Raw genomic sequence first — 26,962 nt, forward strand, 5'->3', positions numbered from 1 at the left:
CGGCCGTCAGTTGTGGAGTCGGGCGGCGTGGCGGGAGCGGAGGCGGGCCGCGGCCAGGCGCAGGGAGAGGGGGTTTCCGCAGGAGGCGGCGACGAGGTCGCGCACCGCCTCGGCTCCGTGCGGTGACGTGCCCACCAGCAGGCCCGCCAGTTCCCGGGCCGCCTCCTCCGGCAGCGGCCGCAGGAACGCGCGATGCGCGCCCTGCCGGGCCACCAGGTCGTCCAGCGGGTCCGCGGCGGTGACCACGACCCGGCAGCGGACGCCGCCCGGCAGCAGCGGCAACACCTGGTCGCTGTCCCTGACGTCGTCCAGCACCACCAGCACCCTGCCCCGGGCCGTGCGGCTCCGGTAGAGGGCGAGCCTCTCGGCGGGGTCGGCGGGCAGGTCCTGGGCGGGCACGCCGAGCGCGCGCAGGAAGCGGTCGAGGACGGCGCCGGGGCCGGCGCCCGCCATGTCCGCGTACAGCTGGCCGTCCGGGAAGGCGTCGATCTGGGCGTGCGCCCATCGCAGGGCCAGGGTGGTCTTGCCGACCCCGGCCGGACCGCTGATGATCATGGTGGCGGGGGCCGCGTCGTCCCGGAGCAGGGCGGCGTCCAGGGCGGCCAGCTCGCCGGTCCGCCCCACGAACGGCAGCACCCGCGGCGGAAGCTGGCAGGGCACGACGCCTGCCGGCCGGTGGGCGGGCGGGCGCATCAGGGCGGACTCGTCCCTGAGTATCTGCTCGTGCAGCTGCCGCAGGGCGGGACCGGGCTCCAGGCCGATCTGCTCCAGCAGGTAGCGGCGGGTCTCCTGGTACGTGCGCAGCGCCTCGGCCCGGCGGCCCGCGCGGTACTGGGCCAGCATGAGCTGGGCGCGCACCCGCTCGCGGAAGGGCGACTCCGCCACCAGGGCCAGCAGCTCGGGGATCACCTGGTGGTGGCGGCCGAGCTCGATCTCCAGCTCCAGGCAGGTCTCCAGTGCCTCCAGCCGGGACTCCTCCATCCGCGCCACGTCGTACCGCAGCCCCCTGATGTCCTCGAACGGACGGCCGTGCCAGAGCGCGAGCGCCTCGCGCATCAGCGGGACGGCCGCCTCCGCCTGACCGGAGTCGGCCAGCGCGCGCGCCCGGGACATCATGAGGGTGAACCTGAGCCAGTCGATGCTGTCAGGCGCGGCCCTGAGCAGGTAGCCGGGGCTGGAGGTCTCGATCAGCCCGGCCCCGAGCGTACGGCGCAGCCGCGAGACGCAGATGGCGACCTGCCGCCACGCGCTGGGCGGTGCCGACCCGGCCCACACCGCCTCGATCAGGCGTTCCACGCTCATCACCCGGTTGGCGTTCAGCAGCAGGCTGGCCAGGATGACCAGCTCCCTGTTGGCGCTCATGGGCAGTTCGACGCCGTCCTTGACCACCTTGAGCGGCCCCAGCACGCGGAACTCGAACGCGGGCGCCTCCATCACGCCGCCGCCTTGGCCGGCAGGCGTTCGAGCTCGTCGGCGGCCCGGGAGGTGCCGCCGGCGGCCCTGATCTCCTGGCGCATCTCCGCGGCGGCCTGGCGGATGCGCGGGTCGCCCGCGACAGCGAGCACCTGCTCGGCCAGCCCCTCGGGGGTCAGCAGCGCGGGGTCCAGCGCGCGGCCGAGGCCCAGTTCCTCGATTCGCCGCGCGGGCGGCCGGTCCAAGGCGGTGGTCGGCACGACCACCAGTGGACAGCCCCAGTACAGGGCCTCCATGGTGGTGCCGATGCCGCCGTGGGTGACCGCCACGGAGGCGTGGCGCAGCACGCTCAGGTGCGACACCCACCGGCGCGGCTCGACGGTGGGCGGCAGCGGGCCGAGGTCGGCGGGGTCCACGCCGTCGGCCAGCGTGACCACGGTGCGCCAGGGCAGCTCGGCGAGGGCCTGGACGCAGGTGCGCAGCAGCTCGGGCCGGGCGGCGCCGATGGTGCCGAAGGAGAGCAGCGCGATCGGCAGGCCGTCGCCCGGCGGCTCCCACTCGGCCAGGAACCGCCGCTCTCCCAGGCAGGGACCGACGAACGCGAAGCGCTCGTCGAAGGTCTCGCCGGCGAACTGGAACGACCGCGGGATGGTCACCAGGTTGGCGTCCTGGACCTCCCACCACAGCTCGGCGGGGTCGTCCTGGACCCCGTGCGCCCGCGCCAGCGCGCCGATCCTGGCCAGCATGCCATCCACCCAGCCGGGCAGCGCCCGCTCCAGGCGGCCGCCGTCCTCGCACTCGTAGGTGGAGGCGAGGACGGAGTAGTGGGCGTTGGAGGCGAAGATCGGGATGAGCTGGGTCGCCGGCAGGTCGAGCTTCCTGGCCAGGATGCGGCCGGCGTGCAGGATCGAGATGTCGTAGACGACCGCGTCGGGCCGCTCGGGCAGGCGCCCGACGGCGCCGAGGATCGCCGCGCTCTCGTCCAGCAGCAGCGAGAGCAGCGCGAGCGGGTCGTCCTCCCGCTCGCGCGAGCGCACCCGCTGGTACGGGGAGTCATAGGTGACGGGCTCGGCCCCGGCCTCCGCGACCAGGCGGGCCGTGCTCTCCGCGGTGAGATAGGTGACGCGGTTTCCCCTACGCGTCAATTCGGCCACCACGGCGAGCGTCGGAATGAGATGACCATGATCGGGATGACATATAAAAAGGTAATGTGCCGTCATGTGAAGTCTTTCGGCTCATTCGCAATGATGTGTGCCACCGCCAACGTAATAAGCGCGGCGATCGGGCGTCACCCCCTACCCCTCCCCTGAGATAGGGCCCCCCTTTTCTAGGGGTTCCGCCGACCGGCGGACAGGGCGTTTACTCGGGGCCGGGAGTCTCTAGGAGGACGATGATGCCCACCCGTGTCTGGGACTATCTGCCGGAATACGAAACCGAGCGCGCCGACATCATGGACGCCGTCGAGACCGTTTTCCGCTCCGGCCAGCTCATCCTCGGCCAGAGCGTGCGCTCCTTCGAGGAGGAGTTCGCCGGCTACCACGGCGTACGTCACTGCGCCGGCGTGGACAACGGCACCAACGCGATCAAGCTCGCCCTGCAGGCGCTGGGCGTCGGCCCGGGCGACGAGGTGATCACCGTCTCCAACACGGCCGCACCGACCGTGGTCGCCATCGACGCCGTGGGCGCGACCCCGGTCTTCACCGACGTCGACCCCGGCACGTACCTGATGGACGTCTCGCAGGTGGCGGCCGCGATCACGGCGCGGACGCGGTGCCTGCTGCCGGTCCACCTGTACGGCCAGTGCGTGGACATGGCCCCGCTGGAACGGCTGGCCGCCGCGCACGACCTGGTGATCATGGAGGACTGCGCCCAGGCGCACGGCGCCCGCCACCACGGCCGGGTGGCCGGTTCGATGGGGCACGCGGCCGCCTTCTCCTTCTACCCCACCAAGGTCCTCGGCGCGTACGGCGACGGCGGCGCGGTCATCACCTCCGACGACGAGGTGGACCGGGCGCTGCGGCGGCTGCGTTACTACGGGATGGAGCAGACGTACTACGTCGTGTCCACCCCCGGCCACAACGCGCGCCTGGACGAGGTGCAGGCGGAGATCCTGCGCCGCAAGCTGACCCGCCTGGACGACTACCTGGCCGCCCGCCGGGCCGTGGCCGCCCGCTACGCCGAGGGCCTGGCGGACACCGGCCTCGTCCTGCCCGCGACCGCCGCGGGCAACGAGCACGCCTACTACCTCTACGTGGTCCGGCACCCGCGCCGGGACGAGATCATCGAGGCCCTGCGCGCCTACGACATCCATCTCAACATCAGCTACCCCTGGCCGGTCCACACCATGTCGGGCTTCGCCCACCTGGGCCACGCCCCGGGCAGCCTGCCGGTGACCGAGGCGCTGGCCGGGGAGATCTTCTCGCTGCCGATGTACCCGTCGCTCCCCGTCGAACTCCAGGAGAAGATCATCTCCGCGCTCCGCGAGGTGCTGTAGCCCTCACCGGTCGTACCGGGGCAGCAGCCCTTGCGCCGCCGCCTCGGCCAGCGTGGGCGCCTGCCGGTCGCGTTCCGACAACACCGGCGGGCCCGGCGGCAGCCGCAGCCCGAGCTCCTTGTCGAAGACCGAGAGCGCCAGCTCGTGCTCCTTGCGGTACTCCTCCGACAGCAGGTAGCAGACCACCGTGTCGTCCTCCAGCGCGGCGAAGGCGTGGCCGACCCCCGGCGGCAGGTATACGGAGACGCCGTTGGCGGCGGTCAGCTCCAGCGACTCCCACCGCCCGAACGTCGGCGAGCCCACCCGCAGGTCGACCACGATGTCCAGGGCCCGTCCCCCGGCGCAGTAGACGTACTTGGCGGTTCCGGGCGGGACCAGCGTGTAGTGCACGCCCCGCACCACCCCGCGCCTGGAGACGCTCCTGCTGGCCTGCGCCACGGGGAACAGCCGCCGCCCCACCGCCGCGGCGAACACGCTCTCCTGGTACGGCGAGGCGAAGTCGCCGCGCCCGTCAGAGAAGACCTCGGGAAAGAACGCGTAGGCGCCGGCCACCGCCAGCTCGCGGTGCTCCATGACCTCAGGCCCGCACCAACTGGACCTCGGGCACGTAGAGGATCCACGTGCCGCCGGCCCGGCCGAACGCCGTCTCCTTGGCCATGATCTCCTCGGCGTGGTTCCACGCGAACAGCACCGCGTAGTCCGGGTAGGGATCGGCGAACGCCTCGGGACCGAGCACCGGGATGTGCGAGCCGGGTGTGAGCCTGCCCTGTTTGGCCGGCGTGGTGTCGCTGACGAACGTGATCAGGTCGGGGCCGAGGCCGCAGTAGTTGAGCACGGTGGCGCTCTTGGCCGTGGCGCCGTAGCCGTACACGCGAGCGCCCTGGTCGCGCAGGTCGGTGAGCAGCCGCACGAGGCGCTCGCGGGTGTCCGCCACACGCGCGGCGAACCGGTGCAGGGTGGCCGGTTCGGTGAGCGCCGCGGCCTCCTCGGCGGCCAGCAGCGCGGCCACGGCCGGGCTCGGTGACCTGGCGTCCCGCCGGGCCAGCGTGTAGCGGACCTCGCCCCCGTGTACGGGCAGCCGCTCCACGTCCACGAGCTCGAAGCCGTGCCGCCGGGCCAGGCCGCGCACCGAGGTGGCGGTGAAGAAGTAGAAGTGCTCGTCGTAGATCTGGTCGAAGGAGGCGCGCTGCACGATGTCGCCCAGGTAGGGGTCCTCGAACACGAACACGCCCTCGGGCCGCAGCAGCGTGTCGAGCCCCTCCATGATCGAGTCGAGGTAGGGGATGTGGCACAGCGTGTTGGCCGCGTACACGACGTCGGCGGGCCCGTCCGCGGCCAGCACGCTCGCCGCGGTGCCGGCCTCGAAGAAGTCCTTGCGCACGCGTACGCCCCTGGCCGCCGCCAGGTCGGCGACCCCGCCGGACGGCTCGACGCCCAGGTGCCGGACGCCCGCGTCGGCGATGACGGACAACATGGTGCCGTCGTTGCAGCCCAGCTCCACCACGAACGGATCGGGCCCGGCCAGCTCGGTGGTCAGCAGCCGCTTGGCCAGGCTCTGGAAGTGCTCGCGCATCACCGAGGAACCGGAGGAGAGGTAGGGGTAGCCCGCGTGGAACATGCGCTCGCGCGGCACCTCCTCCAGCAACTGCACCATCGAACAGCTCTCGCACAGCCCCACGGCCAGGTGGAAGAAGAACTCCGCGCCCGGGTCGCCCGGGGTGACGAAGGCGTCGGAGAGCGGCTGGCTCCCGAAGTCGGCGAACGGGTGGAGACGGCCCGAACAGATCCGGCACGCCATGCGATCCTCCTCAGGTTGCTGCCCGGCGATACCTCACCCAGACGTCGCCGGTCTGCACGTAGCCGGTGAGGCGTACGGTGACGCCGTCGGGCGCGAGCGGCACGGGCGGGTGGTTGTGGACGGAGCCCAGCCAACGGCGTAAGACGTCCTCGTCGCGGACCCGCCAGCCTCGGGGGACCACGACGACGATGTCGCCGAACCAGGAGGTGATCTCGATGTCGAGCACGACCTCACGGTGCGGGCACTGGGCCTGGGTGAAGTCGATGCGCACCTTGCCCCACCGCCCGGCCTTGGCGCTCATGCGCTCCGGGACCACCCAGTGGCCCACCTGCTCCACCCGCCCGCTGCGGGTGTGCAGCTGGAGCACGTCGGCCCCGGACAGGGTGACGAGCGCGGCCGTGGGCCCGGCCGGGGACAGCACGTCGGAGCGCGGCAGGTCGGCGATGACGTCGTCCAGGTCGCCCAGCGTGCGGGCGGTGTAGGCACCATCCACCCGCTCGTCCAGCTCCTCCAGCGTGATGCGGCCCTCGGTGACCGCGACGCGGAGCATCTCGGCCACCCTCTCGCGGTCGTAGTCACTGGCCCGCACTTCCCGATGATCGGTCATGGCGTCCACATTAGAAGGCTACGGAGGCCCGGCCCAGCCGGAGAACCCCTATCCCGCTTCGGCGCAGTTGACAGGGGTGGCAGGCCGTCCAGGCAGGGGTTGAGGACTCCTTCGGCCCGTGACAACTTCGGCGGCATCGGACCGCTGTGAGGGGTGTGCCATCATCGACGTTCACGACTGGCTTCGCGAGGTCGCCGGGCTCACGTACATGCAGGTGACCCGGCTGCCGCTGGAGGAGCTGGCCGGCTGGCGGGAGGACCCGGCGACGGGCGACCTCCGCCACGCGAGCGGCCGGTTCTTCGCCGTCGAGGGGCTCGACGTGCGCCGCCCGGGATGGGCGGTGCCCGCCTGGAGCCAGCCGATCATCAACCAGCCCGAGGCGGGCATCCTCGGCATCCTGCTGCGGCGGGTGGAGGGCGAGCCGCAGCTGCTGATGCAGGCCAAGAACGAGCCGGGCAACCCCGGCGGGCCGCAGCTCTCCCCCACCGTGCAGGCCACCAGGAGCAACTACACCCGCGTGCACCAGGGGCGGGCGGTGCCGTACCTGGACTTCTTCCGGCAGCCGCAGGGGCGGGTGCTGGCCGACGTGCGGCAGTCGGAGCAGGGCGCGTGGTTCTACCGCAAGCGCAACCGGAACATGGTCGTGGAGGTGGCCGAGGACGTCGAGGCCGCCGAGGGGTTCCGCTGGTTGCCGCTGCGGCGGGTGCGCGAGCTGCTGTCGGTGCCCGATCTGGTGAACATGGACGCCAGGACCGTGCTGGCGTGCCTGCCGTTCCTGGACGGGGCCCATGGGGGCGAGTTCGGCGCGGCGGTGGCGCGCTCCCGCGACCCGCGGTGGGGTGCCAGGCACCACACGGCCGAGCTCCTGAGCTGGCTCAGCGGCATCCGTTCCACGGTGGACGTCCAGGCCACGCCGGTGCCGCTGAACCAGGTCAGGCGGTGGCGGCGGGCCGAGGGCCGGATCTCGCACGAGACCGGCGGGTTCTTCGACGTGATCGGGGTACGCGTGCAGGCCAACGGCCGCGAGGTCGGCGGCTGGACCCAGCCGATGATCGCGCCGGTGGGCACGGGCGTGGTCGGCTTCCTGGTCCGGCGGATCGGCGGCGTGGTGCACGCCCTGGCGCACGCCCGCGTCGAGCCCGGCTACACCGACGTGGTGGAGCTGGCCCCGACCGTGCAGTGCACGCCGGGCAACTACGACCACCTGCCGCCCCAGGCCCGCCCGCCGCTGCTCGACGCGCTGCTGGACGCGGCGCCGGAGCGGGTGCGCTTCGACACCATGCTGTCGGAGGAGGGCGGCCGCTTCTACCACGCGCGCAACCGCTACCTGGTGGTCGAGGTGGACGAGGACCCGCTGCCCGGCCACCCGGCCTTCCGCTGGATCGCCCTGCACCAGCTCGACGAGCTGCTGCGGCACAGCTACTACCTGAACGTGCAGGCGCGCACGCTGAACGCCTGCCTGCACGGCCTGGCGCACCCGGCCAGGCAGCCGGTCAGCGGAGGTGTTCGATGACCTTCCCGAAGTCCTCCATCGCCGAGTCCATCACGGTGATGTACGAGAACCCGAAGCGCTCCTCGTTCTGGCGGACCTGCTCCGCGATCTGCGCCGGCCTGCCGACGAACAGGGTCGGCACCTCCAGCAGCTCCTCGGTGGTCAGGTCGGGGGCGTAACACCGCAGGCTCCGCACGCCCGCGCGCCGGTCCCCGGTCAGCACCGTGGCCTTGGACAACACGTTGAGCTCCGGCCGCAGGCCCCGCTCCCCGGCGACGGCCCGCACGTGCTGCACGCGCCGCAGCAGCGCGCCGGCGGCGACCAGCGCGGTCCTGCCGTACTCGGCCCGGTACGGCGCGCCGGTGAAGCTGACGATCTCCGCCCGGCGGGCGGCCAGGCCCAGCACCCGGTCGCCGTGGCCGCCGATCAGCAGCGGCGGTCCCTTGTGGTCGAGCAGCGTGTCCAGCTCGCCGACCAGCTCGGTCAGCCGGTCGACCCGGGTGGCCGGGTCGAAGGGCAGCCCGGCGGCGGCGAACTCGGCCTCGACGTAGCCCGTGCCGAGCCCCAGCTCCAGCCGTTCCCCGATGAGCCCCATGGTGGTGGTGACGTCCCTGGCCAGCAGCGCGGGGCGGTGGAAGCTGGCGTTGAGCACGTACGTCCCGATCGTGGCGCGCTCGGTGGCCTCGGCCGCCAGCACCGCGGTGGGGAAGGGCGAGAGCAGGTTCAGGTGGTCGGGCACCGCGATCACGTCGTAGCCCAGCGCCTCCGCGCGGCGGCACCTGGCCAGCCACTCGTCCCTGGAGGAGCGCTCGGAGATGAGCACCACACCGAATCTGGTCATCTCTAGGCGGCCTTCCTGCCGGCGGGCGGAGCGGTCACGGCGATCGCGGTGAGCACCAGGCCGCGGCGGGCCATCCAGCGGCCGGCGAAGCCGCTCACCGGCTGCCCATGCCACCGGGGCCCGGCGACCAGGAGGCGGGCGTCGAACGTGCCGTGCAGAGGGTCCAGCACGATCACGGCGTCCTGGAAGTCCAGCCAGCGCCGGGCCAGCGGGTACCACGCCTTGTAGACCGACTCCTTGGCGCTGAACAGGATCCGGTCCCAGCTCGTGCCCGGGTGCTCGGCGGCCAGGCGGCGCAGCGGCTCGCGTTCCTGGGCGACCGAGATGGCCTCCAGCACGCCGGGCGGCAGCGGCCCGTCGGGCTCGGCGTCGATGCCGATGGTGCCGGGCCCGGCGCTGACGGCGGCCGCGCGGTAACCGGCGCAGTGGGTGATGCTGCCGACCACGCCGGGCGGCCAGGCAGGCTCGCCGTGAGCGCCGCTCAGCACCGGGACCGGGGGCACGCCCAGCCGTTCCATGGCCCGGTGCACGCAGTGGCGGGCGGTGGTGAACTCCGTGCGGCGTTTGTCGGCGGCGCGGCGGACCAGCTCGGCCTCTTCTGGGAAGAGCACGACGCCGGGCGGGTCGGTGAAGGTGTCGAAGGTCATGACCGTGTCGGGCAGGATCTCCTCGATCACCTCGATCTCCTCACGCCCGTAGTAGCAGTCGACATCCGCACAGTAGCCAAATGCGCTCATTCTCGAAAAGGGCCGGATTCGGAATTAGGGGTTCGGATAGGGGTCGAAGTCCTCGTCCTTCTCTCACAGTTCACCTCCCGTCACCTACCATCGCGTAGGGGTTTGTTGTGATATCCCGCATACGGGCTTATGCGAAGAGTGGGGTTGACAGTTAATTTACTCGCCTTTTGACTGGTGCTGTTGATGAGGAAACCGCAGCGCGAAGGGGATTTCGTGCGTTACACGAGGTTGGGCCCCGCTGGGCCGGTCGTCTCCGCCGTCGGGCTCGGCTCACTCGCCTTGAGCGGGGCCTACGGGCGGGTGGACCCCGGCGAAGCCGACCGGCTGGTCCGCAGGGCGGTCGACGCCGGGGTGACGCTGCTCGACACGGCCGACTTCTACGCCGCCGGGCAGGTGGAGAGCCTGATCGGGCACGCGATCGCCGGGCGGGCGGACCAGGTGGTGGTGAGCACGCGGGGCGGGGCGCGGGTGCTCGGCCCCAAAGGCCCGGTGCTGTTCGACGGGCGTCCCGACTTTTTGGAGCGGTCCTGTGACGCCTCGCTCAAGCGCCTGCGTACCGACTGCATCGACCTGTACTACCTGCACTGCCAGGACGAGCGGGTGCCGCTGGAGGCGAGCATGGGCCGGCTGGCCGAGCTGGTGCGGGCCGGGAAGATCCGGCACCTGGGGCTGTCCAACGGCACGCCGGAGCAGATCCAGCGGGCGCACGCGGTCCACCAGGTGTGCGCGGTCGGCGTCGAGTACTCCCTGTGGGGCCGGTGCCCGGGGCCAGAACTGCTGGCCACCGCCCGTGAGCTGGGCATCGCCGTGGTGGCCGCCCGCCCGCTCGGCCGCGGCTTCCTCACCGGGCGGATGCGGCGGCAGGCCCGCCTCGTCCCGGGCGACTGGCGGCGCGCCGACACCCGGTTCCGTCCCGAGCACCGGCGCAGCAGCGCCGGGCGGCTGCAGGCGCTCGAATCCGTGGCCGCGCAGCTCGACCTGGGCACCGGACGGCTCGCGCTGAGCTGGCTGTGCTCCCAGGGCGAGCACGTCGTCCCCGTCCCGAGCACCCGCGACCTGGTCCACCTGGAGATGAATCTGGCCGCCGCGCCGGTCAGGCTGCCGCCCGAGACCCTCGACACGCTGGCCGGCCTCTTCCCGGCCGGCCACTACGCTCAGTCGCCCTCGCCCCTGCTCTGAGGCGAGATCAGGGCCGCGGCCAGCGCCTTGTTGACCGCGTCGATCCGCGAGACCGCGTTGAGCTTGACGAAGATGTTGCGCATGTGCCGCTTCACGGTGGCCTCGGCCAGGCCCAGGCGGCGGGCGATCTGCACGTTGCTCAGCGCCTGCGCCGCCAGTTGCAGCACCTCCAGTTCCTTCTCCGACAGGACCCCGGTACTGGGCGCCTCGACGCGGGCCAGGCTGTGGCGCGAGACGGCGAGCACGATCCTGGAGGCGTCCTCGTGGACGCTGTGCACCGCCGCGATCAGCTCGTGCCGGTGCACGCTCTTGAGCAGGTAACCGCGGATGCCCGCGGCCAGCAGCCGGGTGAGCAGCTGGGGTCCGTCGTACATGCTCAGGATGATGATCCGGGTCTCCGGCGACGACGTCCTGATCCTGGCGACGGTCTCGGTGACCTCGTCGCCGGGGATCTCGACGTCGAGCAGCAGCACGTCCGGCAGGGTCCGCGCGACCACGGCCACGGCCGCCTCGGAGTCCCCCGCCTCGCCCACGATGACGATGCCGCCGTCGGACTCCAGGATCTCCCGCAGCCCCTCCCGGAACAGCGCGTGGTCGTCCACCAGGACGACGGAGATCGCGCCGCTAGACGTCGCGGCGGCCACGGGAGCGCCTCTTGAGCGGGATGGAGAGCTCGACGAGACAGCCGCGCCCCGGCTCGCTGAAGACGACGGCCTGTCCGTCGAGCAGTTCGGCGCGCTCGCGCATGGACGTCAGGCCCACCCCGCCGCGACCCCGCACGCCCGCCGGATCGAAGCCCCGCCCGTTGTCCTGCACCGACGCGAACAGCTCGTGGGGGGCGATGTTCACCCGCACCAGGACCATCGCCGGGCATCCGTGCGTGAGCGCGTTGCGCACGGCCTCGCGCACGATGAGGAACGCCTCGTCCAGTACGCGCGGGTCCGCCCACGACTCGTCGCCGCTGACGTTCAGGGCGACGGAGACGCTGTCGTCCTCGACCGCCTCAAGGAAGCCCATCAGGGACTTCTCCAGGCTTTTGACCGGCGTCTGCGGATGCAGCTCCGAGGTCAGCTGCCGCAGGTTCTCCATGGTCTCCTGGATGGCCTGCTGCACCACGCTGATCTTGGTGGAGGCGCGGGCCGAGTCGGCCGCCCGGTACGCCTCCGACAGGGCCAGTTGCTGGTGGGCGACGCTGATGCCGTGTCCGATGCGGTCGTGCAGCTCACGGGCGATGCGGCGGCGCTCCTCCTCCTGCGCCTCGTGGACCTGGTTGAGCAGGAAGCTGTGGTAACTCTCCGCAGACTCGCGGATGCGCCGCGACAGGCTCTCCTCCATGCCGCTGACGGCCAGAGTGAACAACTCCGCCGGTGAATCGGACTCTGCGGCTATTCGGCCGGCGAGATGGCGCAGCGCGGCGCGGAAAAAATATGAGCCCGCCTCAAGAGAGGTCTTCGGATGGACACCGCTCGCCGCCCGCGCATTTCCAACTTCCCATGAGTGAAATTTGTACAGTTCACTTACCTGTACCTTTCCAGCGCGTAGCGTGGCCGCGACGTCGTCCAAGACGTACCTGGCGGTGGCGAGAGCCTGCTCTCTGGCGGTCTGATCTGCGAAAACGACGCTGTCGGCGGTCTGCAATGCCAGCTCGAACTCAGCGAGTATTTCCTCACGACACGATTCGACAAATCTCGCCGGATCCCCCGCCGCCCCGTGTAACGCCTCCAATGTCCCCCCTCCGCCCGCGGGACGTGTGATCAAGCGCTTCCTAACTATCCCCTGCCAAGAGCACTAATGCAACATTTAAGGTCATATATGGCACACAAGAGCGGTCAGGTGAACGAGATGTTGCGTTCCCATGAACGCGCCGTACGGACGGCGCCGGCAGCGGCGCCCGTCACCCGCCCCGCCGGACCCCGGAACGATCACCCCGGTCGCCGTCACGGCGGCGACACCGACGGCCATCGCCAGGGAGACGCCCACCAGCGGCACCCTGAGCAGTGAGACGGTCAGGCCGAACGCGACCAGGAGCGCGAGCGCCGCCACGACCATCACGCGCCGTGACACCCGTTCGCCGATCAGCACGCCGAGCGTGCGCCGGCCGGCCGCGGCGTCCCCTGTGATGTCCGAGAGGTCTTTCGCGGGCACGCCGACGAACACCATCCAGCAGATCGCCGCGGCCGCGAACACGACCAGCGCGGTCGGCACGGCCACGTTCACGCCCGCGGTCGCGACGACGAACCCGCCCAGGTACGACAGCAGGCCCGACAGGCACAACACGGCCACCGTGCCGCCCGCGCTGCCCTTCAGCGGCAGCGGCGGTCCCGAGTAGAGGTAGCCCAGGACCAGGTTGCCGGCGATGATCCAGAGCATCGGCGCGGGCAGGCCCACGGTGGCGACCAGCGCCAGGCAGGCCCCTACGGCGGCGACGGCCATGGCGTGCCGCGGGTCCAGGTCTCCCCGGGCGATCGGCCTGCCGGAGCCGTTGATCCGGTCCTCGGTGACGTCGGTGACGCCGTTGAAGAGGTAGATCGCGAAAATGGAGAGCACCCAGGCCGCCGCGCCCCGCAGGATCGTCAGCGGATCGGGGCCCACGGCCGCCGGCAGCGCCAGGGCGACGCCGGTCAGGAAGCGGAGCAGCGAGACCGCCAGCACCAGCGGGCGGGCTTCGACGACACACAGCGCGACAGCGCGAGGGACAGCCGTCATGGCTCGGAGTCTGAACCGCGTCCCGGACCTCGGTAAGGGGTGAGATCCGAAAGAAGTAGGGGGATACACCTTTCGATACCCCCGGCCGTGCGCACCCTGGATATCCGGCCCGAACTCCTGACCCCCTGTCTTGTCCCGGCCCGGGGCCGTCTATAGCTTCGGGCCATACCAGCCGAACTTCCACCGGGGACGGACCCGCATTCGCCGGAGAACCCGCGGCGGGATTCCGTTTTTCCGGACCCCTTATGCCGCGCGTCGCGCTCGTGAAAGTTTCCGCCAGACGGCGGGAATTCTGCAGCCCGATGCACGCCACCTGACGACCAGGTCATTCAGGAAAGGAAATCCGAGGATGCAGGGCGCCGAACGCTATGCAGAATTCCGGCCGATCGACCTGACCGACCGCACGTGGCCGAGCAGGCGCATCCGCACGGCCCCGCGCTGGCTCTCCACCGACCTGCGGGACGGCAACCAGTCGCTGGCCCGCCCGATGCCCCCCGAGCGCAAGCTGATGATGTTCGAGTTACTCGTGCGCATGGGGTACAAGGAGATCGAGGTCGGCTTCCCCGCCGCCAGCCAGGACGACCGCGACTTCGTGCGGCTGCTCGTCGAGCAGGACCGCATCCCGGACGACGTCCGGATCACCGTGCTCACCCAGGCCCGCGAGGAGCTCATCAGGGCGACGGTCGACACGCTCAAGGGCGCTCCCCGCGCGATGATGCACATCTACAACGCCACGTCGCCGCTGTTCCGCCGGCTCGTCTTCGGCATCGACCGGGCCGGCTGCCGCGATCTGGCCGTCCAGGCCACGCGGGTGATGATGGACCACGCCGAGCGCGTGCTCGGCGACTGCGACCTGGGCTACCAGTACTCCCCCGAGCTGTTCAACGAGACCGAGCTGGACTTCTCGCTGGAGGTGTGCGAGGCGGTCATGGACGTCTGGCAGCCGGAGGCGGGCCGGGGCATCATCCTGAACTTCCCCACGACCGTCGAGCGTTCGCTGCCCAACGTCTTCGCCGACCAGATCGAGTGGCTGGACCGCAACCTGTCCCGCCGCGAGCACGTCTGCCTGTCGGTGCATCCGCACAACGACCGCGGCACCGGGGTGGCCTCGGCCGAGCTGGCCGTGCTGGCCGGGGCCGAGCGCATCGAGGGCTGCCTGTTCGGCAACGGCGAGCGCGCGGGCAACGTCTGCCTGGTGACGCTGGGCATGAACCTGTACGTGCACGGCGTCGACCCGGGCATCGACTTCTCCGACATCGACGCGATCCGGCACACGGTCGAGCTGTGCAACCGGCTCCCGGTCCACCCGCGCCACCCCTACGGCGGGGACCTCGTCTACACCGCCTTCTCCGGCTCGCACCAGGACGCCATCAAGAAGGGCTTCGACGAGCGGGAACGGCAGGCCGCCGCGACCGGGACGCCCGTGGACGAGCTGGCCTGGCGCATGCCGTACCTGCCGGTGGACCCCAAGGACGTGGGCCGCACCTACGAGGCGGTGGTCCGGGTGAACAGCCAGTCGGGCAAGGGCGGTGTGGCGTACGTGATGAGCGCCTGGCACGGGCTCAACCTGCCGCGCGGACTCCAGGCCGACCTGAGCGCCCGGGTCCAGGCGCAGGCCGACGCGGCGGGCGGCGAGTTGTCGCCGGGCCGGATCGGCACGCTGTTCCAGGAGGAGTACCTCTACCGCGGTGACCCGTCGCAGCCCCTGCCGCTGGGCAGCGAGCCGATCGCGGTCACGCTGCACGTGGACGGCGGCTCCGCTCTCGACGGGGCGCGGGCGGCGGCCGTACAGGAGTTGGGCGCGGTGCTCGGGCCCTGGGGCATCCAGGTGCGCGCGGTGCACACGACCGCGCCCCCGCTGGACGACGAGGCGATGACGCCCGAGCGGCCGGTGCTCGGCGGCCGGGCGCCCGAGGAGATCGTGATCTACGCGGAGTGCGGCACCGGCGCCGGCCCGGCCTGGGGAGCGGGGATCGACAGCGACGTCGCCGCCTGCGCCTTCTCGGCCGTCCGCGCGGCGGTCAGCGCCCGCCCGACCGCCGGGGCGCGGCCGTCCCGCCGGCCGGTCCCGCGGCCCCGTCTGGCGGCCGCGGGCTGATGAGCGAGCGGCCGGCAGGCGGCCGCCCGGCACGAAAGGAAATCTCGATGCCACGGATCAGGATCGTGAGGGAGAGGCCGAGGCGAACCCGCGTCCCCCGGCTCGACCTCCGCACGCCCTCGGGCCGCAGACTTCCCTACTGAACACGAAGGAGGGCCGTCATGGCCGAGCACAACCAGCGGCAGGGGATGGCCCTCCTGCGCGAACTCCTGGACCAGGCGGTGGCGGGCAGGGGCCGCATCGCGGTGGTGACGGGCGCCATCGCCACCGGCAAGAGCCACCTGCTGTACGGCCTCACCGAGCACGCCTTCGAGCACGGGGCGCTGGCTCTCACGGCGACCGGCTCCCGCGCGGAGCGTGACCTGCCGCTCGGCGTCCTCTCGCAGCTCGTCCGCAACACGCCGATGATGGAGCAGCATCGCGCGGTCACGCTCGGCCTGCTGCAGGAGGGCGCCCGCGCCGAGCTCGCCGGCGAGACCCTGGACCACGTGGACGTGCAGATCGTGGACGCGCTCTGCACGGTCCTGCTGGAGCTGTCGGAACGCTGCCCCCTGCTGATCACCGTGGACGACGCCCACCACGCCGACCGCGCCTCCCAGCTCTGCCTCGCTTACCTGGCCCGCCGGGTCAAGTACGCCAAGATCATGCTGGTCTTCAGCGCGCCCGACCCGCACCAGCGCTCTCTGCTCCACACCGACCTGCTGCGCCAGCCCCACTGCCGCCCGGTCAGGCTCACCCACCTGTCCGCCGAGGCCGTGGCCCAGCGGGTGGCCGACCGGGCGGGCCGGGAGGCCGCCGACCGGTTCGCGGCCCTCTGCCACGAGCTGAGCGGCGGCAACCGCCTCCTGGTCGACGCCCTCGTGGAGGACTACCAGGCCACGCGCGCCCCCGGCGAGCGGTACGCCGAAGCCGTCCTGACCTGCCTGCACAGCGCCGACCCCGACCTGCTGCTGGTCGCCCGCGGGCTGGCGGTGCTCGGCGAGCCCGACGGGGTCGCCCGGCTGCTCGGCGTGAGCGAGGCGGCCGCCGCCCAGGCGCTCCAGGCGCTGAACCGGGCCGGTCTGCTCGCGAGCGGCCGCTTCCGCCACGAGAGCGCCCGGTCGGCGGTGCTGGCCTCGCTCGACGCCCACGACCGCGTGGACCTGCACCGCCGCGCCGCCGAGCTCACCTACCACGAGGGCGCCCCCGCCACGGTGGTGGCCGAGCACCTCCTGCTCGCCGGGTACGCGGAGTGCACGTGGACCCTGTCGACCCTGGAGGAGGCGGCGGCCCAGGCGCTGCGCGACGGTGCCGTGGAGCCCGCGATCGAGTACCTCAAGCTGGCCTGGCAGGGCTGCGGCGACGAGCGGCGGCGGGCCAGGATCGCCACCAAGCTGGTACGCGCCAAGTGGCGCATCAACCCGAGCAGCCCGGCCGGGCACCTGGCCGAGCTGACCGAGGCCCTGCACAAGGGCCACCTCGGCGGCGGCGACGCCGTGGTGCTGGCCAAGGCGTTGTTGTGGCACGGCCACGTGGCCGACGCCAGGGACGTCCTGGACCACGTACGGGAGCTGGGCGAGCTGGACCGGGAGGGCCTGGCGGAGCTGGCCGTGGCCCGCGCCTGGCTCCGCGGTGCCTGGCCGTCCTTCCTGCCGCACCTGCCGGAGCCGAGCGAGGAGGAGGCCGGCAGCCCCGCGCACTCGCTCAGCGTCAGCCGCCGCATCGAGTCGGCGGGCGCGCTGGTCCGGGCGCTGGCGGAGGGCCCGCGGCCGGAGACGGTGGCGACCGCCGAGCGGGTCCTGCGCGGCTCCCGGCTGGACGAGATGTCCATGGACACGGTCGAGAGCGCGCTGCTGACCCTGACCTACTCCGGCCGCCCCGACCGGGCGGCGCCGTGGTGCGACGCCTTCATCGACGAGGCCGCCTCCCGCCACGCTCCCAGCAGGCAGGCCAGGCTCTCCGCGATCCGCGCCGAGATCGGCCTGCGCGCGGGCGACCTGGCGGCGGCGGCGCGCGACGCCCGGCGCGCCCTGGAGATCATCCCGCCGGGCAGCTGGGGCGTGGCCGTCGGCGCCCCGCTGGGCGCCCTGCTGCTGGCGGGCGCGGCCATGTCCCGCCACGAGGAGTGCCTGCCGCACGTCACCCAGCCCGTGCCCGAGGCCATGCTGGAGACCCGCTTCGGCCTGCTCTACCTGCACGGCAAGGCCCGCTTCAACCTCATGGCGGGACAGGCCGAACAGGCCCTGCGCGACCTGCGGCTCTGCGGCGAGCTGATGGCCGCGTGGGGGCTGGACTCGCCGGAGTTCATCGCCTGGCGGGTGGACGCCGCCGAGTCCCTGGTCCGGCTCGGGGAGCCGGACGCCGCGCGGGTGCTCGTCGAGGAGCAACTGGCGGGCTGCCACCGGCGTTCCAAGAGGGTGCACGGCATGGCCATGCGCGTGCTGGCCGCCACCGGCGAGAGCCGCCACCGGGTCATGCTGCTGCGCCAGTCGGCCGAGCTGCTCCAGGCCGGCGGCGACAAGTACGAGCTGGCCAGGACGCTCTTCGACCTCATCGAGGCGTACCACGCCATCGGGGAGTACCGCCGCGGCGGGATGCTGACGCGGCGGGCCCGCGCCCTGGCCCAGGAGTGCCACGCCGACGGGCTGAGCCGGGCGCTGTCGCCCGGCGACGACCACGACGGCGCGGCCCCTGGCGTGCAGCCGATCCTCAGCGACGCCGAGCGGCGCGTCGCCGCCCTGGCCGCCGACGGCTACTCCAACCGTGACATCTCCGCCAAGCTGTACATCACGATCAGCACGGTGGAGCAGCACCTGACGCGGGTCTACCGCAAGCTCAATGTGTCACGCCGCGCCGAGCTGCCGTCCAAGCTGGTCAGCGAGCACGTATAGCCCCGATGGTTTCTCACAACGGGATGTTGGAATGGCGGCCGCGGGCGCGCGGCGCGCGGGCCAGCGCCTCCGCGATCCGCAGCCGCGAGGTCTCCGGCGCGATGACCTCGTCCACGACGCCGATGGCCACGGCCCGCTCGACCCCGCCGGCGACCCGCCGGTGCTCCTCGGTCAGACGGGCGCGCAGTTCCGCGCGCTCCGCCTCCGGGGCCGCCGCCAGGGCCTTCCGGTGCAGGACGCCGACGGCCGACTCCGCGCCCATGACCGCGACCTCCGCTCCCGGCCAGGCGAACGTGGTGGTGGCGCCGAGCGAGCGGGAGTTCATCGCGATGTACGCGCCCCCGTACGCCTTGCGGGTGATCAGGGTGACCCGGGGCACGACCGACTCGGCGAAGGCGTGCAGGAGCTTGGCGCCCCGGCGGACGACGCCGCCCCATTCCTGGCCCACCCCCGGCAGGTAGCCGGGCACGTCCACCAGCACCACGAGCGGGAGGCCGTGGGAGTCGCACATGCGGACGAAACGCGCGCTCTTCTCGGCCGACAGCGAGTCGAGGCAGCCGCCCTTGTGCAGCGGGTTGTTGGCGAGCACGCCGACGGACCGGCCGCCCAGCCGGCCGAGGCCGACCAGGACGTTGGCGGCCCAGCGGGGCTGCAGCTCCTCGAAGTCACCGTCGGCATCCAGGATCTCCCGCACCAGCGGGCGCACGTCGTAGGCGCGGCGCGGCGACTCGGGCAGCAGCGCGCGCAGGTCCCTGGGCTCGCCGAGCGCGGCCAGGTCGAACGTGCCGCGGTGGGTGAAGATCCCGACGAGGCGGCGGGCGCGGCGCAGGCCGTCCTCCTCGTCGGCGGCCACGATGTGGGCCACGCCCGACTTGCGGCCGTGCGCCTCGGGCCCGCCGAGCCCGGCCATGTCGATGGTCTCGCCGGTGACGCTGCGCACGATGTCGGGCCCGGTCACGAAGACGCGCCCGGTGCGGGCCATGATGACGACGTCGGTGAGCGCGGGCCCGTACGCCGCCGCACCCGCCGCGGGCCCGAGGATGACCGAGAGCTGTGGCACCACGCCGGAGGCCCACGTCATGGCCGCGAACATGCGGCCGACGCCGTCCATGGACTCCACGCCGTCGGCGAGCCTGGCGCCTCCCGAGTGCCACAGGCCGACCACCGGGCAGCCCTGGCGCACGGCGACCTCGATGCCGTCCACGATGTGCAGGGCCCCGGCCGCGCCCAGCGCGCCGCCCATCCGGCGGGCGTCCGTGCAGAAGGCGACGACCGGCGCACCGTCGATCAGCCCGTGCACGGTCAGCACCCCGCTGTCGTCGTCACCGTGCAGCGGGACGGCCGAGCCCGGGTCGAGCAGCCGGGCGAGCCGGGAGGACGGGGCCAGGGGATCGGCGGCGGGCTCTGCTGGGCTCTCGACGGGAATCGTGGACACGACAGTCATCGCTGCTCTTCCTCACGCCTCGACACAGGTATTTGCGAATGTGGCAAGGTCCCGCACGCCCGCCAACCCCTACTCACCGGGTCCGGGGTGGCAGCTTCTGGCCGTCGTTTCTCCTCGTTGACCCCCTTCAGCGGTCCGGGTTTTGATACGGCGATCTCACTTTCTGGAGGACTGTCGTGTCTCATTGGTCCTTACCGATCGTCGCCGCCCTCGTCGCGACGGCAGCGTTCCCGTCCGGCGCCGTGGCGCCCGCCTCCCCGGACGGCGCCATAGTGCGGAGCCCGGCCGCCCTGGTCAACGTCTTCCACGGGACCAAGGAGGCGGCCACCGACTTCGGCCACGGCGGAGGCGGGGGCATGACCTTCCCCGGCGCCGTGTTGCCGTTCGGGATGATGCAGTGGAGCCCCGACACCGTGGCCGACGCCGGAGGCGGCTACCGGTACGAGGACAACCGGTTGCGCGGGTTCTCCATGACGCACATCTCGGGGCCCGGCTGCACGGGCGCCCAGGATTTCCCGGTGCTGCCGGTCTCCGGCAAGATCGGCCGCTCCCCCGCCACCCACGGCGAGGACTACGTCCAGACCTTCAAACACGAGAACGAGCAGGCCTCCCCCGGCTTCTACAGCAGCACCCTGGACACCGGGATCAAGACGGAGCTGTCCGCGAGCATGCGGGCGGGCGTCGGCCGCTTCACCTTCCCGCCGGGCAAGCCCGGCACGGTGCTGCTGAACACCAGCGGCTCCGTCAACGGCGTGGACGACGGCGAGACCCGGATCAGCGGGAACACGGTCCAGGGCTGGGTCCAGACCGGCGGCTTCTGCGGCCCTCCGATGCGCTACAAGGTCTACTTCCACGCCACCTTCGACCAGCCGGTCACCGGTTTCGGCACCTGGAAGGACGACGCCGTGCTGCCGGGGGCCCAGACGGTGGCCAACGCCGGGGCCGCCAAGGTCAGGGGCGACCTGGTCACCTCGGAGGACGTCACCGTCAACGGGCCGGGCTCGGGGGCGTACCTGGAGTTCGACCCCGCCCGCCCGGTGCAGATGCGCGTCGGGCTGTCGTACGTGAGCATCGAGGGCGCCAAGGAGAACCTGGCGGCCGAGATCGCCGGCAAGGGCCTCGACCAGGTGCGGCAGGAGGCCGACGCCGTCTGGAACAAGCGCCTCGGGCTGGTGGACGTCGGCGGCGGCACCGAGGACCAGCGGCGCACGTTCTACAGCAGCCTCTACCACTCGCTGCTCCAGCCGTACGTCTTCGAGGACGTCGACGGCACCTACACCGGCATGGACGGCAAGCCGCACACCGTCCGCCCCGGCCACCACCAGTACGCGACCTTCTCCGGCTGGGACATCTACCGCAGCGAGGTGCAGCTCCTGGCCCTGCTCGCGCCGGACGTCGCGGGCGATATCGCCCAGTCGATGTACGACAACGCGCAGGCCATCGGCAACGTCTGGGACCGCTGGTCACACCAGAACGCGGTCACCGGCGTCATGGTGGGCGACCCGTACCACGTGATCCTGTCCACCATGTACGCCTTCGGCGCCCGCGGCTTCGACTACGCATCCGCGCTGAAGGCCATGGCGGCGGCGGCCCGCCGCGTCGGCCCCATGGACATCGGCCACCCGATCCTCGGCTACGACGAACGCCCGGGCAACGCCGCCTTCATGAGCAAGGGCTACGTCCCCTACGACCCTTCCACCACCCTGGAGTACGGCGTGGCCGACTTCGGCATCGCCCAGCTCGCCTCGCGGCTCGGCGACCAGACGACGGCCACCGAGTTCATGAAGCGGGCCCAGGCCTGGCAGAGCCTCTACAACCCGGCCGAGGACTGGATCCAGCCCCGCATGGGCGACGGCTCGTTCAAGGCCCCCTTCGACCCGGCCGCCCCCGACGTCTACATGGAGGGCAACGGCGCCCAATACCACTGGATGGTGCCGCACAACCCGCAGGGCCTGTTCACCGCGATGGGCGGCGACGCCAAGGTGACCGCCCGCCTGGACCAGTACTTCACCAAGCTCAACGCCGGACCGGCCGACCCCTACGCCTACATGGGCAACGAACCCGCGCTGCCCCAGCCCTGGCTGTACGCCTGGGTGGGCCAGCCGTACAAGACCCAGGACCTGGTACGGCGGGTGCAGCAGGAGCTGTTCAAGCCCGGCCCGGACGGCCTGGTCGGCAACGACGACCTGGGCGCCATGGGCTCCTGGTACGTCTGGTCGGCGATGGGCCTGTTCCCGGCGATCCCGGGCCGCGCCGAGCTGTTCGTGACCACGCCGCTGTTCGACCGCGTCACGATCGACCGCCCGGCGGGCGACATCGTGGTCAACGCCCCCGGCGCCGCCAACCGCTTCATCCAGACGCTCAAGGTGAACGGCGCGGCGACCAGCAAGGCGTGGTTGCCGGAATCGTTCGCGACCGCGGGCGGGCAGCTCGACTTCACCCTCGGCTCGACTCCGAACAAGGCGTTCGGCGCCGCTCCGCGCGACTTCCCGCCCTCCTTCGGCCAGGGCTCGAAGCCGTACCTGGCGGGCCTGGCCCCCGGCAGCGGTCCGGTCGAGCCCGGCGGCGCCTTCAAGACGCAGCTCGCGGTCCGGTCCCTGGGCCAGGCGGCCACCGTCACCTGGCAGGCCAAGCCCCCGCCGGGCGTGACGGTGTCGCCGTCCGGCGGCACGCTCACCGTCCCCGCCTCGGGCGTGGCCCGGGTGACGCTCACCGTCTCGGTGTCCGCCTCCCTCGCCCGCGGCTTCCAGACCGTCCCGATCACGGTCGGGAACACCACGGCCGGCGTCCGCCTGAACGTCGCCCAGCGCGGCAGCCCGGAATGGCACCACAACAACGCGGGCATCGGCGACGCCACCTCGCCCGGCGAGGCCAACCTCGACGGCCCCGGCTTCAGCTACTCGGCCCAGGCGCTGGCGGACGCCGGCCTGCGGCCGGGCGAGCCGGTGACCTGGAAGGACTTCCGCTTCACCTGGCCGAACAGGAAGAAGGGCGAATGGGACAACCTCCGCCCAGGCACCCAGCCCCTTGAGGCGGCGGCCCCGGCCGGGGCCACCAAGCTCTCCTTCCTCGGCGCGGGCACCCAGGGCAACCCCCAGTCCACGGTGACCGTCACCTACACGGACGGCACGCAGACCACGGCCAAGCTGGGCTTCAGCGACTGGATCCTGGACTTCGGCCAGGACACCCCGCAGTTCGGCAACGAGATCGTGGCCACCACCCCCTACCGCCTGTACTGGGGCTCGTGGGAGCTCCACCCCGTCAACACCAACGTGTACGCCTCCCAGCCCATCGCCCTGGACCCCGCCAAGAAGGTGAAGAGCCTGACCTTCTCCCCCGCGGACGAGGGCCAGCTCCACATCTTCACCTGGGCATTCGCCTAGATCCCCCACCCGCGGCCGCTCCCCGGATCACCTGGTCCGGGGAGCGGCCCGCCCATGACTCAGGCGGAGAACGTGGGCGGGCCCTGTTCGATGCGGCGCAACACCGGCGCGACCTGGTCCAGCTCGTCGCCGTCGATCGGCTGCCGCTCGTCCCACCAGGTGGCCCCGGCCTCCATCAGCGGGCCGAGCAGGTCGCGCGCCTGAGCAGGGCCGGTGGGGCTGACACCGCCGACGACGATCTCGAAGGGTCCCTCCTGGCGGTGCTGGTCAACGTACGAGACCAGCTCGCGTACCTGGTCGGCGGGCGGGTTGTAGCCGTGCGAGCCCGGCCCGAACAGCGGGACGGCGCCGTCCCAGCGGGCGGCACGGCGCATCGGCCGCCGGTTCGGCCAGAACCCGGCGATCCAGACCGGCGGGCGGGGGCGTTGCACGGACGCGGGCAGCAAGGTCACGTCCTCGACCTGGTAGTGCCGTCCATGATGGGTCACCGGCTCGCCGGTCCAGTAGCGGTCGAGCAGGTCCAGCCCCTCGTCGAGCCGCTCGGCCAGCACGACCGGATCCGTCGGCTCGCCGAAACTGCCGTACTCGTCCTCGATCGGCCCGCCCAACCCAGCGCCGAAGATCACCCGCCCACCGCTGAGCACGTCGAGCGTGGCGACCTGGCGGGCGAGCTGTTGCGGCCGCCGCCGGGCGACCGGGGTGACCAGGGTGCCGAGCTTGATCCGGGTGGTGGCCAGCGCCGCCGCGGTGAGCAGCATCCAGGGGTCGCCGAAGACCCGGCGCCGGCGTTTGGCGTGGACGAGGTGATCCCAGACGAACAGCGCGTCCCAGCCCGCCTGCTCCGCCGCCACGGCCACCGAGGCGACGGTCCTGGGGTCGGCGAAATCTCCGAAGTTCGGAATGTTGATCGAGAAGTGCATCCCGCCATGCTGCTTGGCCAGGCCAGAGGTCGGCAAATCGAACCCGGTACGGATCCTCCGCCGGTGTTACCGAAACCCTGTCTCCTACCGGGTGAGAGCCCAGGCGAGCAGGCCGAAGGCGGTGGTGGAGGTTTTCGCCCGCCTTTGTGCGCTGGACGCGGTGAAAGCGGCGGTTCGATAATCGACGTCACGGGGGGCTGTCGCCGACGCTGCCCTGAACCTGCCTGAAGGGCGCGTACATGCTTCTCAAGGGACGGGTCGGGGAACGCGCGGCGCTGGACCGCCTGCTCATGGCGTTACGCGAGGGCCTGAGCGGGGTGATCGTGTTTCGGGGGGACGCCGGGATCGGCAAGAGCGCCCTGCTCGATCACGTCGCCGCCGAGGCCCAGGCAGTGCGGGTCATCCGGGTGTCCGGGGTCGAGTCGGAGGCGGGTTTCCCGTTCGCCGCGCTGCACCGGCTGCTCATCCCGTTCCTGAAGGCGCCGGGCAGGCTTCCCGCCGCGCAGCACCAGGCGCTGCTGGTCGCGTGCGGGCTCGCGGACGGGCCGCCTGCCGACCGGTTCCTGGTCGGGCTGGCCGCGCTGAACCTGCTGGCCGAGGTGGCCGGGCGGGAGCCGGTGTTGTGCTGCGTGGACGACGCCCAGTGGCTGGACGGCGAGTCGCTGGGCGTGCTGACCTTCATCGGCCGCCGGGTGCACGCCGAGCGGGTCGGCCTGGTGTTCGCCGTCCGCAGTGGTTTCGCCGGGCTGGAAGGCCTGGCGGTCACCGAGGTCACCGGTCTGGAGGAGCCGTACGCGCTGGAATTGCTGGAGTCGGTCGTGACGGGACGGCTGGACGCCCGCGTCGCGGCGCGCGTCGTCTCCGCGACGGACGGCAACCCGCTCGCCCTGATCGACCTGGCGCGGGAGTTGTCCAGCGAGCAGTTCCTGGGCGGGATCTCGCTGCCCGACCCGCTACCGGTGGGCGGCCGGCTCGAACAGCACTACCTGCGGCAGGTGCGCGAGCTCCCGCAGGCCACCCAGACCTGGCTGTTGCTGGCCGCGGCCGAGCCCGGTGGGGACCTCGGCCACATCACGGCAGCGGCCGCGCTGCTGGGGATCGGGGCCGGGGCCAGCGGCCCGGCCGAAGCGCGGCGCCTGCTGACCGTGCGGGCCACCGCCGGCTTCCGGCATCCGCTGGTGCGCTCGGCGATCTACGGCGGCGCCACCAGTGTGCAGCGACGGCGCGTCCACGACGCGCTGGCCGCCGCCACCACCCGACCGGCCGACGCCGACCGGCGGGCCTGGCACCTGGCCGCCGCCGCCCTCGGCCCCGACGAGGAGGTCGCCGCCGAGCTCGAGCGCTCGGCCGATCGAGCCGGTGGGCGCGGCGGCTACGCGGCTCGCTCCGCCTTCCTGGTCAGGGCCGCGGAGCTGACGGCGGAGGGTGCGGTCCGGGCCGGCCGGATGCTCGCGGCCGCCGAGGCGGCCCTGACCGCCGGCGCGCCGCTGCAGGCGCAGACGCTGCTGGACGCGATCGACACCGAGGCGATCGACGAGGTCGGCAGGGGCAGAGCGCTGCTGGTCCGCGTGGACGCGCAGATCGCCTTGGGCAGCCCGGGCTCCTTCGCCGTGGCGCCGGCGCTGTGCCTGGCCGCCGCGACGGCGTTCGGGCAGCATGCTCCCGAGCTGGCCCGCGAGGCGCTGCTGGAGTCCGCGGCGAGGGTGGTGACCGCCGAGCACCTCGTGCGCGACCTCTCGCTCACCGAGCTGGCCGGCGCCGCCTCTGCGCTTTCTGGCTCGGCGGCTCCGCTGGACCTGCTGCTGCACGGCTTCGCCGTGCTCGCCCGCGACGGGTACGTACCCGCCGTGCCTCATCTGCGGCGGGCGGTCGAGGCGCTGCTGCACCCGGACACCCCGGATGAGGTGGTGGTGCACAGGTACGTGCTGGGCGTCACGTTCAGCATGATGACCTGGGACGACGACGCGCACGCCGCCCTCATCCGCCGCGCCGCCGACATCGCCCGCGCGACCGGCGCCCTGTGGCGGCTGGATACGGCCCTGTACTGCGCGTCGATGCACGAGACCATCCTGGGGGACCTGGCCGCCGCCGACGCGCTGCTGATCGAGGGACACCAGATCCGCTCGGCGATCGGCGCCACCTCCGACGTGTGGGAGATCTACCGGCATCCGGAGCTGCTGGCCTGGCACGACGGCGACGAGAAGCTCGGCCGGACGCTGCGCGGGACGATGGAGTCGTCCAGGACGCTCGGCAACGGCGCGGTGGAGTCGATCGCCCGCATCGGCCTGGTCATCCTGGCGCTGGGCAGGGGCGACTACGCCGAGGCGTGCGCGACCGCCCACCACCTGGTGGCTGGCGACACGCTCGGCGTGCACTCGCGCGTGCTGCCCGACCTGGTCGAGGCCGCCGTACGCGCGGGAGACCGACTGCTGGCCGGCACCGCCCTGCGGACACTGAGGGAACGGGCACGGGTCAGTGGAGCCCCGCGGGCGCTGGGTTTGCTGGCGCGTTCGGAGGCGGTCCTGGCCCACGGCGAGCACGCCGAGCCGTTCTATCGTGCCGCGATCGACATGCTGACCCCCACGCGGGCGCGGGCCGATCTCGCCCGCGCCCACCTGCTGTACGGCGAGTGGCTGCGCCGGCAGAAACGACGCAGGGACGCCCGCGAGCAGTTGCGCACCGCCATGGGGATGTTCGAGGAGATGCGGGCCACGGGGTTCGCCGAGCGGGCCCGGCAGGAGCTGCTGGCCACCGGTGAAACCCCCGGCAGCAGGGCTCCCGAGACCGCGAACGTCCTGACCCCGCAGGAGTTCGCGATCGCCAAGCTCGCCAAGGGCGGCGCCACCAATGCCGAGATCGCCTCCCGGCTGTTCATCAGCGCCAGCACCGTCGACTACCACCTGCGCAAGATCTTCCGCAAGCTCGGCGTCTCTTCCCGGCGTCAGCTCGCCCAGGCACTCCCCGGGTGAACGCGGTCACG

Annotated in this window: 19 protein-coding genes; 7 read left to right on the top strand and 12 right to left on the bottom strand. The window is 72.4% G+C overall.

Going from position 1 to position 26,962, the window contains the following annotated elements; all coding sequences use genetic code 11:
• Nucleotides 1-6 precede the first annotated feature (6 nt).
• Nucleotides 7-1,434 (bottom strand): AfsR/SARP family transcriptional regulator, encoded by a 1,428-nt coding sequence (locus tag ACFLIM_RS43185; protein ID WP_393175427.1) that lies wholly within the window; start codon nt 1,432-1,434, stop codon nt 7-9.
• Entirely contained in the window at nt 1,434-2,633 is a 1,200-nt protein-coding gene (locus tag ACFLIM_RS43190; protein WP_393175336.1) for a macrolide family glycosyltransferase, read from the bottom strand. The genes ACFLIM_RS43185 and ACFLIM_RS43190 overlap by 1 nt, the downstream gene beginning before the upstream one ends.
• A gap of 173 nt (nt 2,634-2,806) precedes the next feature.
• On the opposite strand from ACFLIM_RS43190, the gene ACFLIM_RS43195 reads away from it, so the two are divergent.
• Nucleotides 2,807-3,907 carry a DegT/DnrJ/EryC1/StrS family aminotransferase gene (locus ACFLIM_RS43195; protein WP_393175429.1) on the top strand — a complete coding sequence of 367 codons (1,101 nt, stop codon included), beginning with the start codon at nt 2,807-2,809 and terminating at the stop codon, nt 3,905-3,907.
• A 3-nt stretch (nt 3,908-3,910) separates the two neighbouring features.
• Here the strand turns inward: ACFLIM_RS43195 and ACFLIM_RS43200 are convergent, their stop codons facing one another.
• The 3 genes from ACFLIM_RS43200 to ACFLIM_RS43210 are packed head-to-tail and all read right to left on the bottom strand — an operon-like array spanning nt 3,911 to nt 6,312.
• Entirely contained in the window at nt 3,911-4,480 is a 570-nt protein-coding gene (locus tag ACFLIM_RS43200; protein ID WP_393175338.1) for a dTDP-4-dehydrorhamnose 3,5-epimerase family protein, read from the bottom strand.
• Nucleotides 4,481-4,484: 4 nt separating this feature from the next.
• Entirely contained in the window at nt 4,485-5,705 is a 1,221-nt protein-coding gene (locus ACFLIM_RS43205) for a methyltransferase domain-containing protein (protein ID WP_393175340.1), read from the bottom strand.
• Between the two features lie 10 nt (nt 5,706-5,715).
• Entirely contained in the window at nt 5,716-6,312 is a 597-nt protein-coding gene (locus ACFLIM_RS43210; RefSeq protein WP_393175342.1) for a DUF1707 SHOCT-like domain-containing protein, read from the bottom strand.
• Nucleotides 6,313-6,430: 118 nt separating this feature from the next.
• On the opposite strand from ACFLIM_RS43210, the gene ACFLIM_RS43215 reads away from it, so the two are divergent.
• Nucleotides 6,431-7,825: an NDP-hexose 2,3-dehydratase family protein gene (locus ACFLIM_RS43215; RefSeq protein ID WP_393175344.1), complete on the top strand. Its 1,395-nt coding sequence runs from the start codon at nt 6,431-6,433 to the stop codon at nt 7,823-7,825.
• On the opposite strand, the gene ACFLIM_RS43220 is transcribed toward ACFLIM_RS43215, so the two are convergent.
• Both ACFLIM_RS43220 and ACFLIM_RS43225 read right to left on the bottom strand, forming a co-directional pair.
• The gene (locus tag ACFLIM_RS43220; protein WP_393175346.1) at nt 7,806-8,645 is read right to left on the bottom strand and encodes a TIGR03621 family F420-dependent LLM class oxidoreductase; all 840 of its coding nucleotides are present in this window, start codon (nt 8,643-8,645) and stop codon (nt 7,806-7,808) included. The two genes, ACFLIM_RS43215 and ACFLIM_RS43220, sit on opposite strands and share 20 nt — an antisense overlap.
• A 2-nt stretch (nt 8,646-8,647) precedes the next feature.
• Entirely contained in the window at nt 8,648-9,382 is a 735-nt protein-coding gene (locus ACFLIM_RS43225) for a 4'-phosphopantetheinyl transferase family protein (RefSeq protein WP_393175348.1), read from the bottom strand.
• Nucleotides 9,383-9,595: 213 nt separating this feature from the next.
• Here ACFLIM_RS43225 and ACFLIM_RS43230 point away from each other — a divergent pair, with 213 nt between their 5' ends.
• The gene (locus tag ACFLIM_RS43230; RefSeq protein WP_393175350.1) at nt 9,596-10,561 is read left to right on the top strand and encodes an aldo/keto reductase; all 966 of its coding nucleotides are present in this window, start codon (nt 9,596-9,598) and stop codon (nt 10,559-10,561) included.
• Here the strand turns inward: ACFLIM_RS43230 and ACFLIM_RS43235 are convergent.
• The 3 genes from ACFLIM_RS43235 to ACFLIM_RS43245 form a co-directional block, all read right to left on the bottom strand.
• Nucleotides 10,537-11,205, bottom strand: a complete 669-nt coding sequence (locus ACFLIM_RS43235; RefSeq protein WP_393175352.1) for a response regulator — start codon at nt 11,203-11,205, stop codon at nt 10,537-10,539. The genes ACFLIM_RS43230 and ACFLIM_RS43235 overlap by 25 nt on opposite strands.
• Nucleotides 11,186-11,920 (bottom strand): sensor histidine kinase, encoded by a 735-nt coding sequence (locus ACFLIM_RS43240; RefSeq protein WP_393175354.1) that lies wholly within the window; start codon nt 11,918-11,920, stop codon nt 11,186-11,188. Before ACFLIM_RS43240 ends, ACFLIM_RS43235 begins: the two co-directional genes overlap by 20 nt.
• A gap of 447 nt (nt 11,921-12,367) precedes the next feature.
• Nucleotides 12,368-13,267 (bottom strand): prenyltransferase, encoded by a 900-nt coding sequence (locus ACFLIM_RS43245; protein ID WP_393175356.1) that lies wholly within the window; start codon nt 13,265-13,267, stop codon nt 12,368-12,370.
• A 349-nt stretch (nt 13,268-13,616) separates the two neighbouring features.
• Between ACFLIM_RS43245 and ACFLIM_RS43250 the strand changes: the two genes are divergently transcribed.
• A complete protein-coding gene (locus tag ACFLIM_RS43250; RefSeq protein WP_393175358.1) occupies nt 13,617-15,365 on the top strand; it encodes a 2-isopropylmalate synthase in 1,749 nt (582 codons plus the stop codon).
• A 161-nt stretch (nt 15,366-15,526) separates the two neighbouring features.
• Nucleotides 15,527-18,235, top strand: coding sequence for a helix-turn-helix transcriptional regulator (locus ACFLIM_RS43255; protein WP_393175360.1), 2,709 nt, complete (start codon nt 15,527-15,529; stop codon nt 18,233-18,235).
• A 13-nt stretch (nt 18,236-18,248) separates the two neighbouring features.
• Here ACFLIM_RS43255 and ACFLIM_RS43260 read toward each other — a convergent pair whose 3' ends face one another.
• On the bottom strand, nt 18,249-19,679 hold the full coding sequence (locus tag ACFLIM_RS43260) for an acyl-CoA carboxylase subunit beta (RefSeq protein ID WP_393175362.1): 1,431 nt from the start codon (nt 19,677-19,679) through the stop codon (nt 18,249-18,251).
• A gap of 176 nt (nt 19,680-19,855) precedes the next feature.
• Here ACFLIM_RS43260 and ACFLIM_RS43265 point away from each other — a divergent pair, with 176 nt between their 5' ends.
• On the top strand, nt 19,856-23,062 hold the full coding sequence (locus tag ACFLIM_RS43265) for a GH92 family glycosyl hydrolase (RefSeq protein ID WP_393175364.1): 3,207 nt from the start codon (nt 19,856-19,858) through the stop codon (nt 23,060-23,062).
• 59 nt (nt 23,063-23,121) lie between these two features.
• Here the strand turns inward: ACFLIM_RS43265 and ACFLIM_RS43270 are convergent, their stop codons facing one another.
• Complete coding sequence (locus tag ACFLIM_RS43270; RefSeq protein WP_393175366.1) at nt 23,122-24,018, bottom strand: LLM class flavin-dependent oxidoreductase; 897 nt, start codon at nt 24,016-24,018, stop codon at nt 23,122-23,124.
• A 203-nt stretch (nt 24,019-24,221) separates the two neighbouring features.
• On the opposite strand from ACFLIM_RS43270, the gene ACFLIM_RS43275 reads away from it, so the two are divergent.
• Nucleotides 24,222-26,951, top strand: a complete 2,730-nt coding sequence (locus tag ACFLIM_RS43275; RefSeq protein ID WP_393175368.1) for a helix-turn-helix transcriptional regulator — start codon at nt 24,222-24,224, stop codon at nt 26,949-26,951.
• Nucleotides 26,952-26,962: the final 11 nt, after the last annotated feature.

The sequence above is a fragment of the Nonomuraea marmarensis genome (assembly GCF_043197025.1).
In the GTDB taxonomy this organism is placed as follows: Bacteria; Actinomycetota; Actinomycetes; order Streptosporangiales; family Streptosporangiaceae; genus Nonomuraea; species Nonomuraea marmarensis.